The sequence below is a fragment of the Acinetobacter sp. 197 genome, from assembly GCF_048148385.1.
Lineage (GTDB): Bacteria > Pseudomonadota > Gammaproteobacteria > Pseudomonadales > Moraxellaceae > Acinetobacter > Acinetobacter pecorum.
On the sequence record NZ_JAYWZK010000007.1, the window covers coordinates 16,039 to 31,248 of the forward strand.

At 41.7% G+C, this 15,210-nt stretch carries 17 protein-coding genes and 1 tRNA gene; 7 read left to right on the forward strand and 11 right to left on the reverse strand.

Annotated elements, in window-relative coordinates; all coding sequences use genetic code 11:
* Positions 1 to 2 precede the first annotated feature (2 nt).
* The 3 genes from mltB to VXQ11_RS08325 all read left to right on the forward strand — a co-directional run bounded on the left by mltB (position 3) and on the right by VXQ11_RS08325 (position 2,606).
* On the forward strand, positions 3 to 1,004 hold the full coding sequence (mltB, locus tag VXQ11_RS08315; RefSeq protein WP_416705812.1) for a lytic murein transglycosylase B: 1,002 nt from the start codon (positions 3 to 5) through the stop codon (positions 1,002 to 1,004).
* Positions 1,005 to 1,293: 289 nt separating this feature from the next.
* Positions 1,294 to 1,908 (forward strand): septal ring lytic transglycosylase RlpA family protein, encoded by a 615-nt coding sequence (locus VXQ11_RS08320; RefSeq protein WP_064096470.1) that lies wholly within the window; start codon positions 1,294 to 1,296, stop codon positions 1,906 to 1,908.
* Between the two features lie 242 nt (positions 1,909 to 2,150).
* Positions 2,151 to 2,606 (forward strand): Mpo1-like protein, encoded by a 456-nt coding sequence (locus VXQ11_RS08325; protein WP_144724574.1) that lies wholly within the window; start codon positions 2,151 to 2,153, stop codon positions 2,604 to 2,606.
* A gap of 352 nt (positions 2,607 to 2,958) precedes the next feature.
* Here the strand turns inward: VXQ11_RS08325 and tsf are convergent, their stop codons facing one another.
* Positions 2,959 to 3,837: a translation elongation factor Ts gene (tsf, locus tag VXQ11_RS08330; RefSeq protein WP_416680851.1), complete on the reverse strand. Its 879-nt coding sequence runs from the start codon at positions 3,835 to 3,837 to the stop codon at positions 2,959 to 2,961.
* Between the two features lie 142 nt (positions 3,838 to 3,979).
* Positions 3,980 to 4,726 (reverse strand): 30S ribosomal protein S2, encoded by a 747-nt coding sequence (gene rpsB, locus VXQ11_RS08335; protein WP_064096196.1) that lies wholly within the window; start codon positions 4,724 to 4,726, stop codon positions 3,980 to 3,982.
* Between the two features lie 207 nt (positions 4,727 to 4,933).
* Between rpsB and map the strand changes: the two genes are divergently transcribed.
* Together map and VXQ11_RS08345 are read left to right on the forward strand one after the other, a co-directional pair.
* The gene (gene map / locus VXQ11_RS08340; RefSeq protein WP_416680849.1) at positions 4,934 to 5,761 is read left to right on the forward strand and encodes a type I methionyl aminopeptidase; all 828 of its coding nucleotides are present in this window, start codon (positions 4,934 to 4,936) and stop codon (positions 5,759 to 5,761) included.
* Between the two features lie 254 nt (positions 5,762 to 6,015).
* Positions 6,016 to 7,251, forward strand: coding sequence for a pyridoxal phosphate-dependent aminotransferase (locus tag VXQ11_RS08345; protein ID WP_416680848.1), 1,236 nt, complete (start codon positions 6,016 to 6,018; stop codon positions 7,249 to 7,251).
* A 49-nt stretch (positions 7,252 to 7,300) separates the two neighbouring features.
* On the opposite strand, the gene VXQ11_RS08350 is transcribed toward VXQ11_RS08345, so the two are convergent.
* Positions 7,301 to 8,638, reverse strand: coding sequence for an MATE family efflux transporter (locus tag VXQ11_RS08350; RefSeq protein WP_416705813.1), 1,338 nt, complete (start codon positions 8,636 to 8,638; stop codon positions 7,301 to 7,303).
* Positions 8,639 to 9,423: 785 nt separating this feature from the next.
* On the opposite strand from VXQ11_RS08350, the gene VXQ11_RS08355 reads away from it, so the two are divergent.
* The gene (locus VXQ11_RS08355) at positions 9,424 to 9,855 is read left to right on the forward strand and encodes a PaaI family thioesterase (protein WP_416705814.1); all 432 of its coding nucleotides are present in this window, start codon (positions 9,424 to 9,426) and stop codon (positions 9,853 to 9,855) included.
* Positions 9,856 to 9,882: 27 nt separating this feature from the next.
* Here VXQ11_RS08355 and VXQ11_RS08360 read toward each other — a convergent pair whose 3' ends face one another.
* Positions 9,883 to 10,326, reverse strand: coding sequence for a hypothetical protein (locus VXQ11_RS08360; protein ID WP_416705815.1), 444 nt, complete (start codon positions 10,324 to 10,326; stop codon positions 9,883 to 9,885).
* A gap of 236 nt (positions 10,327 to 10,562) precedes the next feature.
* Here VXQ11_RS08360 and VXQ11_RS08365 point away from each other — a divergent pair.
* Positions 10,563 to 10,638, forward strand: a tRNA-Asn gene (locus VXQ11_RS08365).
* A gap of 124 nt (positions 10,639 to 10,762) precedes the next feature.
* On the opposite strand, the gene VXQ11_RS08370 is transcribed toward VXQ11_RS08365, so the two are convergent.
* From VXQ11_RS08370 to VXQ11_RS08400, 7 genes are read right to left on the reverse strand one after another with little or no spacing between them, the layout of a single operon-like run.
* Positions 10,763 to 11,416, reverse strand: a complete 654-nt coding sequence (locus VXQ11_RS08370; protein ID WP_416705816.1) for a tRNA-(ms[2]io[6]A)-hydroxylase — start codon at positions 11,414 to 11,416, stop codon at positions 10,763 to 10,765.
* A gap of 15 nt (positions 11,417 to 11,431) precedes the next feature.
* Complete coding sequence (gene pdxJ / locus VXQ11_RS08375; RefSeq protein WP_416705817.1) at positions 11,432 to 12,157, reverse strand: pyridoxine 5'-phosphate synthase; 726 nt, start codon at positions 12,155 to 12,157, stop codon at positions 11,432 to 11,434.
* Between the two features lie 13 nt (positions 12,158 to 12,170).
* Positions 12,171 to 12,881 carry a DNA repair protein RecO gene (gene recO / locus VXQ11_RS08380; protein ID WP_416705818.1) on the reverse strand — a complete coding sequence of 237 codons (711 nt, stop codon included), beginning with the start codon at positions 12,879 to 12,881 and terminating at the stop codon, positions 12,171 to 12,173.
* A gap of 11 nt (positions 12,882 to 12,892) precedes the next feature.
* Positions 12,893 to 13,090, reverse strand: coding sequence for an NF038104 family lipoprotein (locus VXQ11_RS08385; RefSeq protein ID WP_064102772.1), 198 nt, complete (start codon positions 13,088 to 13,090; stop codon positions 12,893 to 12,895).
* Positions 13,091 to 13,128: 38 nt separating this feature from the next.
* On the reverse strand, positions 13,129 to 14,157 hold the full coding sequence (gene era, locus VXQ11_RS08390; RefSeq protein ID WP_064102773.1) for a GTPase Era: 1,029 nt from the start codon (positions 14,155 to 14,157) through the stop codon (positions 13,129 to 13,131).
* Positions 14,157 to 14,855 carry a ribonuclease III gene (gene rnc / locus VXQ11_RS08395; protein ID WP_004279062.1) on the reverse strand — a complete coding sequence of 233 codons (699 nt, stop codon included), beginning with the start codon at positions 14,853 to 14,855 and terminating at the stop codon, positions 14,157 to 14,159. Before rnc ends, era begins: the two co-directional genes overlap by 1 nt.
* The gene (locus tag VXQ11_RS08400; RefSeq protein WP_416705819.1) at positions 14,827 to 15,198 is read right to left on the reverse strand and encodes a DUF4845 domain-containing protein; all 372 of its coding nucleotides are present in this window, start codon (positions 15,196 to 15,198) and stop codon (positions 14,827 to 14,829) included. The genes rnc and VXQ11_RS08400 overlap by 29 nt, the downstream gene beginning before the upstream one ends.
* Between the last annotated feature and the right edge of the window lie 12 nt (positions 15,199 to 15,210).

The following is a 15,210-nucleotide window of genomic DNA, read 5'->3' on the forward strand; positions in this document are numbered from 1 at the left end:
AGATGTTGAAATCGGATTTTTATAAAAAGTTGAAACAGCTTTCAATCATATTCACTGCATTTGGTCTTAGCAGTTTTAGCCTGGCCAACGATTTCCAGTATCATCCTTCTTATGCAAGCTTTAAGCAAAATGCCATGCAAAGCTATGGACTGAGTGCCCAGCAAGTCGATTCAGCCATGAGTGGGACGCGTAACCTGCCCAATATCATCACCATCATGAATCGCCCAGGTGAAAGTAAGCCGTGGTATTCGTATAAGACCAATTTTCTGTCTGAATCTACCATTCAGCGTGGCGTACGCTTTAAACAGCAATATGCGGATACGCTTAACCGTGCTGAACAGCAGTTTGGTGTGCCGCAATCGATCATTCTAGGCATTTTAGGCGTGGAAACCGGTTTTGGTAGCAACAAGGGTTCTTTTATCACTCGTGATGCTCTGGCCACCTTAGGTTTTGGTTATGAGCGCCGTGCCCAGTATTTTCAGGATGAACTGGCTGCCCTGATTGCTTGGTCTTATAAAGATGGGGTGGCACCTTCTTCTATAGTGGGCTCATATGCCGGTGCTGTCGGTTATCCACAGTTTATGCCTAGCAATATTCCAAAGTTTGGTGTGGACTACGATGGTAATGGGCATATTGACCTGCGTAATTCAGCAGTGGATGCAATAGGTTCGATTGCCAACTATCTGGCACAGCATGGCTGGCAACGTAATCAGCCGATTGCCTTTCCGGCACGTTATACCGGTTCGAATCCAGATGTAGTAATTGCCAAGGATCTCACCCAGCCTATCCCTTATGGTGTACTCAAAACTCAAGGCATTAGCCCGATGAATCCGATTGTAAAAATTGATGATCTGGATTTGGTCAATGTGATTCAATTACAAGAGAATTATGGCCCGATTTACTACATCACTTATCCAAATTTTCAAGTGATTACCACCTATAATCGCAGCCGTATGTATGCTACTGCATTGTGGTTATTAGGTACGGAAATTACCAACCGTTAACACTAATAATTAATACAAATTATGAAAGTCAACATTTTTATGGACCAATTTGAGCATATTTTAAGCAATTTTAATATTATGTTACAATATTGATTATTCTTTAATCAACCATTGTTTATTTTGCGTTCTTTTTTTAACTATTTTAATTAAACACTAGACAGGGTGTTGTCAGCATGAATATTATCCATTTCGTTAAATGTAGTTGCATAAGTTAAATATCAGGCATGTTTACATGGTTTTTCAGCCATTTATGAACAACCAAATAGGTATGCTGTTAGGAGTTGATTCGATGCATTCTTCAATTTTGAAGTCTTTTATGGCCATTGCCACGATTGTCACGCTGACGCAATCGCAGGCAGATATGGTTCCATCATCTTCATTCACCAATGAAAATGATAATTCGCGCCTTGCAACGCGAGTACTCAATAAAGAAGCTCAAAGCTTCAATTCAAATTTCACCAATTTGAACAGCCTTTCAATCACTGAGCGTTCTGGCGATAAAGTTCGCCGTGAAACTATCGCAGCGAAAATTGAAATTCCTGCAGAAGAGCCTTCAGTGATTGAAAAACTGAATACAGTGGCTTCAAATACTGTACGTAAATTCAGTCAGACTGGTACAGCGTCTTGGTATGGTCGTCAATTCCACGGCCGTAAAACTGCAAGCGGTGAAACCTTTGACATGAACGCAATGACTGCTGCTCATCGTAGCCTGCCATTGAACTGCTATATTCGTGTAACCAACCGTAATAACGGCAAAAGCGTCGTGGTGAAAGTTAATGACCGCGGTCCTTTCCATGGTAACCGTGTCGTTGATTTATCTTACGGTGCTGCAAAACAGTTAGGTATTACCAGTGCCGGTACTGCAAAAGTCAGTATTGAGCGTGTCGCTGGTCCAAATTCTTAAGGTTTGACCTGCAACACATTTAACAGAAGTCACAGCAATGTGGCTTTTTTTATTGCACTTGATAGTGTATGAGAATACAAACAGTATGGTTTAACGCTATTTTTAAACGATTTCAGAGAAATTTTGGCATGTTCCTAAGACCGGATAAAATTCATTTGCCTACATGATTAACTTTTGACCGCATGCAAATTCTGATTTATATTGCCTGATACGCAAAACATGTTCATGGAAGGGAGCGAAGAATGAAAACAATATCTGAATGGTTTGATGAATATAGTGACAGCCACCAAAATAAAACCAATAAACTGATTCACTGGGTCTGCGTACCGACGATCTATTTTTCGATTATTGGCATTCTGGCGCATTTTAGCGCCTTACTGACTGCCCTGTTACTGATTTTGGCTTTTATCTTCTATGCACGTCTGGATCTTGTTTTGGCTGTGGCCATGGCTACGTTGACGTTGGTCATGGCCTGGCTCATCTGGATTCTGCCAGTGGGTACCGGTTTCTTTATCGCCCTGTTTGTCTTGGCCTGGATTGGACAATTTTATGGGCACAAAGTTGAAGGGAAAAAGCCTTCTTTCCTTAAAGACCTCCAATTCCTTCTCATTGGCCCAATTTGGTGTATGGATGCCTACCTAGGTAAAATCCTACCAAAATGGAAATCTCGTCATAACAGCGCAATCATGAGCATCTGATGCTACATTCGATTTATCCTATGAGAAGAGCCTTATTGATAGGCTCTTTTCTAGTGGTTTAAGCTATGATCTGAACGCTTTCACTTGGTCTCATATTGCATCGCAGTCAATCCCATTGAATTTTCCACTCTATTCATGCTCTTCAAGATAGACATATAACGCATCACAAAGGGTAATAATCGAAACTAAAGCAACATGTGTTTTGGGTGACATGATGATTTACGCATATTTTTTTATCTTAACCTTTATTAAATTTTTAGAAATCATTTGCTGACCTAAACCCGCAAATTTTAGGCATAAAAAAAGCCCCAAACGGGGCTTTTTTCTACTCAACAATTAGTCAAGAGACAAATTATTGTGCAGCAGCAGCTTGAGCAGCAGCAACTTCGTCAGCGAAGCTCATTTCTGCTTTTTTCTCAATACCTTCACCAACTTCGAAACGAACGAAATCAGTTACAGTCGTACCAGTTGCTTTAAGAACGTCAGCAACTTTCTTGTCGTTGTCGATCACGTACTGTTGACGCTCAAGAACAACTTCATTCAGGTATTTCTCAACAGAACCTACAACCATCTTCTCAACGATGTTTGCTGGCTTGCCAGATTCAAGTGCTTTCGCTTCAGCGATTTCTTTCTCTTTCGCGATAAGCTCAGCAGAAACGCCTTCAGCATTTACAGCGACCGGGTTGAACGCAGCAACGTGCATTGCCAAGCCTTTACCAGTTGCTTCATCACCAGTGTAAGAAACAACAACACCGATCTTAAGACCGTGTTTATAAACTGCAAGGTTTTCGCCTTCAACAATTTTTGCACGACGTACTTGGATGTTTTCACCGATTTTTTGAACAAGAGCGATACGCGCTTCTTCAACAGTCGTACCATCTTCTAGTTTCAATTCAGCAATTTGAGCAGGCTCAGTTACGTTTGCAGCAAGAGCGGCAGCAGCAACTTTCGCAGAGAAACCAGCAAAGTTTTCGTCTTTCGCAACGAAGTCAGTTTGGCAGTTAACTTCTAGAAGAAGTGCTTTGTTGCCTTCTTGAGCAATCGTGATTGCGCCATCAGCAGCAATGTTACCTGCTTTTTTAGCAGCTTTTGCTTGACCAGATTTACGTAGGTTATCGATCGCCAGTTCAACGTCGCCGCCCGCTTCTGTCAAAGCTTTTTTACATTCCATCATTGCTAGACCAGTACGATCGCGCAATTCTTTAACCATGCTTGCTGTAACTGCAGTCATGTTAATCTCCTAAATTCGGTAGAAAATGAATTCTTTTTAGAACAGAAACGGCCCAGAGGAGTTCTCATGGGCCGCCTGCATACATAACGCTTACTTTGCCACCATCACATGTCGCAAGAATGACAAGCTAGCGTCAAACGCATTAAGCCTCAGAAGCTGGAGCTTCTTCTGCTTTAGCTTGTGCATTTGCTTGTGATTGAGCGTATTCTTTACCAGCAATAATCGCATCAGCCATAGCAGAAGCATAAAGAGTTACTGCACGGATCGCATCATCGTTACCCGGAATAACGTAGTCTACGTTGTCTGGGTTAGAGTTTGTATCAACGATACCGATTACAGGAATACCAAGGTTCTTCGCTTCTTTGATTGCAATCGCTTCGTGATCAACGTCGATTACGAACAATGCGTCAGGTAAACCACCCATGTTTTTAACGCCGCCTAAGCCACGCTCAAGTTTTTCCATCTCACGAGTACGCTCTAGAGCTTCACGTTTAGTGAGCTTAGCGAAAGTACCGTCTTGAGATTGAGTTTGAAGGTCTTTTAAACGGTTGATAGATTGGCGAAGTGTTTTCCAGTTCGTCAACATACCACCTAACCAGCGGTGATCTACGTATGGTTGACCAGCGCGTTGAGCTTGTTCACGGATGATTGCAGAAGCTGCACGCTTAGTACCAACGAACAAAACTTTGTTCTTTTTGCTAGCCAAGTTGTTAGCAAAGTTCAAAGCATCATTTAACGCAGGAACAGTGTGCTCAAGGTTAATGATGTGAATTTTGTTACGCGCACCAAAGATGTATTCACGCATCTTTGGATTCCAGAAACGAGTTTGGTGACCAAAGTGCGCGCCAGCTTGAAGAAGGTCGCGCATGCTTACGTTGTAATCTGCCATTTTCTTTACCTTAAAGTTTGGGTTAGGCCTCCATATACCCGCATTCTCCACCCCAAAGGGCACCCAGAGTAATGTGTCGATATATGTGCGGATTTTTTTGCCTCATCGCACAAAGCCCGTGAAATTTATTCACGAAAAAGCATTTGATAAAATGGGCGGCTATTTATACCATAGTCACACACAAATTTCCAAAAGTTTTTAGAGATCATGAACAACACTTATCAAGCTCCACGTCGACTTATCAAAACCCCTGACGAAATTGAAAAAATGCGTGTAGCGGGGCGACTGGCGGCAGAAGTTTTGGATATGATCAAACCGCATATTGTTCCGGGTGTTACTACACTGGAACTTGATACGATTTGTCATGACTATATTGTCAATCAGCAGCAGGCCATTCCAGCATGTTTAGGCTATGGTGCTGCACCGGGTCGACCTGCCTTCCAACATTCGATTTGCACCTCTGTGAACCACGTGGTATGTCACGGCATTCCATCAGACAGCAAAAAATTGAAAAAAGGCGACATCCTGAATATTGATGTGACCGTGATTAAAGATGGCTATCATGGTGACACCAATATGATGTACATCGTCGGTGGTGAAACCACGATCCTTGCCAACCGTCTATGTAATGTAGCCCAAGAAGCCATGTACCGTGGTATTGAAACTGTAAAACCGGGCTCAACCATTGGTGATATCGGTCATGCCATTCAGCAGTATGTTGAATCCGAACGTTTTGGCGTAGTACGTGAATATTGTGGACATGGGATTGGTACGACTTTCCATGATGAACCGCAAGTCCTGCATTATGGCCAGCCAGAGTCCGGTATGATCCTTGAAGAAGGTATGACCTTTACCATTGAACCGATGGTCAATGGCGGTGACTGGAAAACCAAATTACTGGGTGACAAGTGGACGGTAGTCACCAAAGATCACTCATTATCGGCACAATACGAACATACAATTCTAGTGACCAAAACTGGCGCGGAAATTTTAACAGCACGTCCAGAAGAGGATTTGTCACGCTTTACGGCATAACTACAATCTTAGTGCAGCACAATGGCCACTTTAAAGTGGCCATTTTTATTTTATATTTCATGCATCCACATGCATGACCGAGATGTATCAAGTCTCTTCTCTCCTACTCCGAGCATATCGAAATTCAAGATAAAGTTCGGTCAATACACCATTTTTTCCTTAAAGTTTTCTAAATTCTTTTGCCCTATCTGCACCATTTTAGGCTAAGATAATGTGCTTTTTATTTTTTTATCCCTATAAGAAGGAATACTGCCGTGGACGTACGTCTCTCTGATCGTGTGAATGCCATCAAACCGTCCCCTACGCTTGCTGTGACTAACAAAGCTGCTGAATTAAAAGCTGCAGGTCATAACGTGATTGGTTTGGGCGCAGGTGAACCAGATTTTGATACCCCTCAACACATCAAAGATGCAGCAATTGCAGCGATTAACAACGGTTTCACCAAATACACCGCTGTTGACGGTACGCCAGGTCTTAAAAAAGCCATTATTGCCAAATTCAAACGTGACAATAACCTTGAATATGCTGCAAACCAGATCCTAGTATCTTGTGGTGGTAAGCAATCATTTTTTAACTTAGCTTTGGCTTTGTTAAATAAAGGCGATGAAGTGATTATTCCTGCACCATTTTGGGTAAGCTACCCGGACATGGTCATCATCGCTGAAGGTGTACCTGTAATTGTGAAATGTGGTGAAGAGCAACGCTTCAAAATCACGCCTGAACAATTAGAAGCTGCAATCACTGACAAAACTCGTCTAGTGGTATTAAACAGCCCTTCTAACCCTACAGGTATGATCTATACCAAAGAAGAACTTGAAGCATTGGCTGACGTACTGCGTAAATACCCAGAAGTATTTATCGCATCTGATGACATGTACGAACCAATCCGTTGGGAGGACGAGTTCTACAACATCGCAACAGTTGCACCTGACCTTTACGATCGTACAATCGTATTGAATGGTGTATCTAAAGCATATGCAATGACTGGCTGGCGTATCGGCTACGCAGCGGGTCCTGCAAAACTGATTGGTGCGATGAAGAAAATCCAGTCTCAATCAACCTCTAACCCAACTTCTATTTCACAAGTTGCTGCTGAAGCTGCATTGAATGGTCCTCAAGACGTTCTAGAGCCAATGATTGAAGCATTCAAACGCCGTCATGACCTGGTTGTAAATGGCTTGAATGACATTAAAGGTATTTCTTGTCTTCCTGCTGATGGTGCTTTCTATGCATATGCAAACATCAAACCGTTAATTCGTGCCAAAGGTCTTAAATCTTGCACAGAATTCTCTGCTTGGTTACTGGAGGAAACTGGTGTTGCAGTGGTTCCTGGTGATGCATTCGGTCTAGGCGGTTTCATGCGTATCTCTTACGCTACTGCTGACGAAGTACTGGTAGATGCGCTTGCTCGTATCAAGAAAGCTGCTGATTCTATCGAAGGTGTAGATGAAGCAATTGCTTCAATCGAAGCTGAAAAAGCTGCCAAATAATCTGACTGAAACATCAGATTTGAAAAACCCGCGAAATTCGCGGGTTTTTTTATGTGCGACGAATATAATATCGATACTTTAGGCTCAGGCATAGCAAACATAAACAGGCAGCAACCGTATAGGCAATAGCAAGCATCCACCAAAAGCCATGTATTCCCAAAGCATTGAAATCAATATTCATAAATGAAATAGGATGATAGGCAATATACCAGCCGCCACCCAAACCAAGCACCAGAACTGTAGTGGTAAAAATAAACATGGGCAACACCACTTCTTTCCAGCAGCGCAGCATATTGACACTAATCACCAGAATGGCATCAAAGATATGCATCCAACACACGAGCATCATCAAACTGAATGCCACCGCCAATACCTGCTGGTCACCACTAAATAAAGCAATAATCCAACGCTGAAATATCCAGACAAAACTAGCAAGGCACAATCCAATCGACAGAACAACTACCACTGCTTTTTTGCTTAACTGCCATGCTGATTCAATATGTTCTGCACCAATTTTCGTCGATACCAAAATACTAAAGGCAGATCCCATTGACAGCGGCACCATAAACATCAAGCCCAACAGACCCAGCATAATTTGATGGGAATTTATAACAATGTCACCCAGGGGTAAAATCAGCAGTGCAATCGCACTGACTGCAAATACATCCACAAACGTAACAATACCATTAGGCACACCAATTCTGAGAATTTTAATTAGGGTAGCCCAATGTAAAAATGTGCCTGACCATTGAATTCTTAATTTTTTCTCTAGAAATACAAAATAATAAATAAATAACATTAACCATTGTATGATCAAGCTTGAAATGAAAGCACCTTGCACACCGTAAGCAGCAATGTAACCTTCAATACCAAAAATCAAGCAATATCCTAATAAAACCTTGAAAATCAAATATAAAATGTTAGCATAAAATACCCGTTTAGCCTGTCCACAAGTTTGCGTCAGAATATATAAAATACGTAATAAAAGGTGTCCTGGAATTATCCATGCCATTAACATCAAACATGGTGTAATCAGGGCTTGCAGTTCATCATCGGCTTTTAAAAGATTGAGTAAGGGTGTGGCATGGGTAAATAGCCAAGCCGCAAAAACAGACACGATAAGTACGATCAAAACACCTTGTTTCACAATCCGCTGTATATCAGAAAAAGCCTGTCTCCCCTTGGCCTCAGCCAGTTCTTGCATCATGCCTTGCAGAATTCCAATCCCTGAAACAAAACACAATGAATAAATTGAAAGACACACAGCCATAGCAGCAACATGCTGAGATGAAAAATGTGACAGGAAAATCACATCGAATAAACCACTTAGCATAATAATGGCATTACTGAGAAAAATAGGCACCCAAAGATGCAAAAACTGTTTCATTACCCTAGCACTCGATTTTTAATTTTTTTATAAATTTTCGTTTTTAGCAGATTATTTAAAACTGAGATATATCAGTAAAAATATATACCATTATTGTGCCATAAATCTTTAAATTTATTAATTTTATAGAAAATATTCATGCAACCGCCTTCAATTTTTCTTCTGAAGAAGAATAATTCGATTAGTTTAGAAATTGCAATTTATTCTTTTGAGTTTTTAATCGCTCTACGAAAATAGAGTTTGACCCTTTGACAGGAATCGTATTTTTTACTTGCGGGTTTGTAATGATTTATAGAGAGCTTTAGCTTCATATTGAATATTTTCGCCAGATACAACAGATTCATTCTTTACTTATCTTAATCGTATTATTTTTAGGAATCAGGCTGCTGAAACATAACAATAATTTCAGCTTCTGTTATTTTTTCCTGGGATTATTCCGCTCATTCGAAAATATTGGTGACTGATAAATGCTGCTGGTCAATAAAATGAATATTCTTTATATCAACAGACATTCAAGTTCCATCAGGTCTGAGGGCGACTCATCGAACAATGATATGCTACCACTTCGTGGTTTTTAAGCTCTACTTCAAATTGAGAAGCACCGCATAAAGATTTTGCTTTCATGGCTGTTTCTCGTCGGTATTATTATTTTTAATCATTTTACTATATTGGCTATACGTAAAAACCTTTATACATTTCCTTATACAATCTTTAATTGTTAATCCAATACCCCTCTCTATAAAATATAAGTTCCAAACTAGAAATTAAAATAATAAGGACAAGCAATGGATATTAAGAATCTTTCAGGTTTTGAAATGATACAAGCGATGATGGATGGAAAAATTCCCGCACCAACCATGAGCCAAACCATTCCAATGCGCCCCACCTTAATTGAAAGTGGTGAGATCACGTTCGAGGTACAAGCAGATCAACACCATTTAGACCCGCTGGGTAATGTACACGTGGGTTTTGCTGCGACTGTACTGGATACCGTAACAGGCTGTGCAATTCATACACTTTTAGAAGCAGGCGCCAAATATGGCACTGTTGATCTCAATATTAAAATGTGTCGTCCCATCCCGCAAAATAAACCATTAAATGCCATTGGCAAGGTCATTAACCTTAGCGAAAAACTAGGAATCTCAGAAGGAAAAATCATCGATGAAAATGGCGAGCTTTATGCTTACGCAACCGCCGCCTGTGTGATTACACGTTAAATCGAGTTAGCTTCCCTAATCAGGGATTTACAGTATCCCCCATCCTTTCTGCGCCACTTTGGCAGGTTTGGGGCGGGACAGAGCACAATACTCGAAATAATGCTTGGAGACATTTGCAGCACTCAGCTTCTGGGCCTGTGCAGAAGAGACCTGCCAAACTTTAGACTGATTTGTGCCAGTTAGTAGATTGCCTGAAATAGCATAAATAAAGAGCTCTTTTGGTTGTGTTTCAGGCACATTAAGGAATACTTCAAAGCTGAATTGGCGTTCTTTTTCAACCAGCCATTTTTCTGCAAACCACAATTGTAGCAAGTCACCCAAATACAACTGTTTTGCAGCTAAGGGCCATAAACGGATTTCAGCACCAGTAACAGGAGTAAAATATTGGGTAGAATCTTGAATGATTTCGAGATAATGATCTTGATAAAAAGATAGCTGCGAGAAAATTTGAGGGATGGTGAGCGTATTCATTCGCTTTCTCCGGTTTAGCCATTTTTGTGCTGGCAAGTAGGTTTAAATCCACACTGTTTGACCAGATGGTCAAACGACTTTATGTTTTCAATCTAACAAGTGATATTTATTCTGACAAGCTTTTTTTATGAATTTTATATGATTGTTTAAATTAAAATCATATAAATTGAATTTGTTAGAAATATGACAGTTTTTGCTTGACCCCTGCTGAAATCTCTCTATAATCGCATTCAGATTCTCCCATAGCTCAGTCGGTAGAGCGACGGACTGTTAATCCGCAGGTCCCTGGTTCGAGCCCAGGTGGGAGAGCCAAATTCAAGAAAGCCCAAGCATTTAAGACTTGGGCTTTTTTATTACCTGAGATTCATCAATCCTCATCAGAAAATAAAAATCCCCCAGTCAATGGAGGATTTTCTTAATCTTAATATAATTGTTCCTAAGCTACTTTGGTAGGCACACCACTATGAAAGCGGAACATATCATCAGGGCTTAAAATCAGATTCTTTTCCACTTCTCTGATATGCTCAATCCGTGCCTGAATATCCTCTTTTGGATTTTTCAGCTTCGCCTCTCTTGCCACATCTATCGCCAAGGCCAAATAGTCCTCAAAATGACGCGATTCAGACTTGAGCAAGTAACGGTAATAACGCCCCAGCTCTTCATCAACATGCGGCGCAAGCGCATAGAATCGCTCACAAGAGCGTGCTTCTACAAAAGCACCAATCACTAGCACATCAATTAATGCTTCTGGTTCATAGGTCCGGATCTCCTTACGCAAACCACCCGCATAACGCCCTGCACTGAGTCCAATCCATTGCTGGCCACGCTTATTCATGAATTCCAGCACCTGTTCATAGTGCAGCATTTCTTCACGGACCAGTTGCGCCAGTTTCACTTGTAAATCTACGAAGAAGCTATAGCGGAACATCAGGTTCATTGCTGTACTGGCTGCTTTCTTCTCACAGTTGGCATGATCCTGCATCAGAATTTCCAGATTCTGTAATGCCTCATCGAGCCAGGCTTTTGGTGTTTCACAACCCAAGAAACCAATCACGGGCTTCATGAGTTCATCGTAATCATTATTTGACATATGTTTCTTGCAATCTTAACGCGCAGCTTTAATTGCAGCCTTCATTTGTTGTACAGCTTGCGCCAGACCAACAAAAACTGCATCTGCAATAATTGAGTGACCAATATTTAATTCATGAATTTGCGGAATCGCAGCAATCGGAGTGACATTTTCCAGATTCAGACCATGACCTGCATTCACCACCAGACCTTTAGATGCAGCATATTCAGCACCTTTCACAATGCGTTCAAGTTCCGCTTGTTGCGCTTCTGGAGTTTCTGCATCGGCATAGGCACCAGTATGGATTTCAATCGTCGGTGCACCGCAAGCAACTGCAGCATCAATCTGGGCAATGTCTGCATCAATAAATAACGACACATCACAGCCAATCGCAGTCAGTTCTTGAGTGGCTTTTTTCACATCTTCAAAATGGCCAACCACATCCAGACCACCTTCAGTAGTCACTTCCTGGCGCTTTTCAGGCACGAAACAGACATGCTGCGGTTGAATTTCTTTAGCAAAAGTGACCATTTCATCCGTCACCGCCATTTCCAGATTCATATGCGTGGTCAATACCGGACGCATACGACGTACATCATCATCCTGAATATGACGACGGTCTTCGCGCAAATGCAGGGTAATGCCCTCTGCCCCCGCCTGTTCGCAGATCAATGCAGCATTGACTGGGTCTGGGTACGTCGTACCACGTGCTTGTCTTAAAGTTGCGACATGGTCAATATTGACACCAAGTAATGCAGCCATAATATTTTCCTAACTACGATTGAGATTGAGAATTTTGGATCCACAATTGCCGACTTTTGAGTGGTCGATCACCGAGTAAGGCAGTGATGACCTGTCGATAAAGCTTCGTCAATAATTGTAACTGTTCTGGATTAAAATCCCTACCATTTTCATGGCTCAGCATAGTTAAAATCTGCTGTCCAGACATGGTCGAACGTGAAACTTTGGCAGAGGGCATGAAACCATCATTAAGCTGAAAATAGTAATGTTGCTCAGGATTAATCTGCGCCTGATTGGCATCGACTGAAAAATCCAGACCATAGCCAAGTTCTTCCAACAAGATATGTTCAAATTGACGCAAGATCTGCTTGAGATAAGTATTCGGATCAATTTGCGTAGAAAGCTGCTGCAAGGCCACTAGAGTTTCGCCATATTTGGCAAAAGTTTGCGGCATTTCGACTTCAAGTGGGCACAGTCGCAGCAGAATCTCATTCAGATAAAATCCTGAAAAGAATGCATCCCCGAAAAAGAAAATGGGCTGATTAACAATTTCCAGCTTCGTAAAATTTTTGAGTTCTGACCTACCTGAGGCTTGCAAACGAATGGGCTGATATTGCGGCGGCGGTGTCTGCCTTAAAATCCCGTCGATACGGCCATATTCCTGGGTAAATAAATGTACGATATGGCTGCGATCGCGATATTTGCGATGATGAATTAAATATCCATGCAGTACTTCATTACGCATAGATTACTTCTTTAATCTTTATTCTTTTTTGATTTTTTCTCATCTTCTTCGTCATCCCCATCAGGAATGACGGCACCCACAACAGCCGCAGTGCCTTTGACTGCGACTTTTGTGGTTTTATAAGCCACTTTGACAGGAACCGTGACTACTTTATGAATGCAGCCTTGCAGAAATACAATACATGTAACGACTGCTAACACTTTTATCATCACGGCATTCCTTAAAGGGTCTTACAAATTTTTATCGCTTAGATATCACTATAACCTAAACTTTTTAATGCACGCTCATCATCAGACCAGCCACCTTTAACTTTCACCCAAAGCGTCAGCATGATTTTCTGTTCGAACATTTTTTCCATATCGAGACGCGCATCCATACCGATTTTTTTCAGTTTGACACCTTTCTCACCAATCACAATCGCTTTCTGGCTCGGGCGATCGACAAAAATCGTGGCATCAATATAGGTACAGGCGGCTTTCATACGACCGGTTTTTTCATTCAAGACCGGTTCTTCAGTTTTAAATGATTCGATCTGAACGGTCAAATCGTATGGAAGCTCTTCACCCAGCTGACGCATGATCTTTTCACGGATAATTTCAGATGCCAGGAAACGCTCTGAACGATCGGTCAGTTGATCCAGCGAATACAGTGGTGGCTGGAATGGAAGATACTTGGCAATCGTGTCACGTAAATGTTCAAGATTGGCACCACGAAGCGCAGATACCGGCACGATTTCCGCAAAGTTCATCAGCTTTTCGCGTTCACGAATAAGCGGCAAAGCTTCGTTCTTGTTTTCAAAGGTGTCCAGCTTGTTGATCACCAGAATCACTGGCATTTCAGCGTTTTTCAGCTTTTCCAGAACCAGGTCATCATTCGGTGTCCATTTCTGGGCATCTACTACAAATAGCACCAGATTAACATCACGCAGTGCAGAGTGCGCTGCGCGGTTCATCATTTTATTGATGGCACGGACTTCTTTTTTATGCATCCCTGGCGTATCGACAAATACCGCCTGAGATTTTTCACGTGAATCAATCCCCACGATTTTATGACGTGTAGTTTGTGGTTTACGTGAGGTAATCGAAAGCTTCTGACCCAGTATATGGTTCATTAAAGTAGATTTTCCCACATTCGGACGACCTACAATGGCAACAAAACCACTGCGATAGTCCGATGGAATTTCGGTGCCTTGTGCGCTAAAAAATTGATTTACCAGGTCATGACTGTCGCTTTGCGACTCGTGATCAGCATCAATGTGATCGGAATGAGTAGTCATTAAGACTTATGCTCCAAAAGTTTCAAAATATCCGCCGCAACGGCTTGTTCAGCAAAACGCCGGCTCGCACCTTCGCCTTGCATAGTCGGTAATCCCGCAATCTGGCATTCCACTTTAAAATGCTGATTGGGCGCATCACCTTGAATATCCACAACCTCGTAAACCGGGAGAGGTTTCTTACGTGCTTGTAAATACTCTTGTAAGCGGGATTTAGGGTCTTTAAGCTGGTCTGTCGGCTCAATATGGTCTAAATAGGGTTCATACCATTTTAACACAATCGGTTCTAGCACGGTGAGATCACCGCAGTCGACATAGATCGCACCAATAATAGCTTCTACCGTATCTGCCAGTATAGACTCACGATGATGACCACCAGATTTCAATTCACCGGTACTCAGAATTAAATTCTGGCTCAGCTTTAAATCATTGGCGATTTTCCCTAATGCTTCCTGACGAACCAAGGTGGCACGCATACGCGTCAACCGGCCTTCATTTTCGCTTGGATAGGCATTAAAAAGATAATTCGCAATGATCATCCCTAAAAGCGAATCGCCCAGAAATTCTAGGCGTTCGTAGTTGTGTTTATGACTGACTGAACGATGAGTCAATGCCAGTTTCAGCAAATCAGCCTGTTTAAACTGATAGCCGATTCGTTTGGCAAGACGTTCATCATTTAGCTTTGACTGTGCTTTGATCAAACTCTTTCTCAAACTTCATCACTAAATCGATATTCATTATGAAATTTTTACGAATTTCATAATTCTTGTGCACCTGTAAACCATCAGTATTGATGACTTTGGCAATTCCATCGAAGGTCAGATCACGAATATTATTCATTGCTAAACGCTGACTCATCTGTTGGCGGAATTGTTCTGGCGTTATATTGGCTGGAGCACTTTTTAACAGCGCCTCAATCTCACCATCGACCATACGATCATCAAAGTATGGCCCCCAAACCGCAATCGCCACTTTTGCAAGAAATGCAAAGCCCACGATTGCAATTAAAACCCCAATATAAGAAGCACCTTGTTGATGTCTCATTTTTTATTTTCC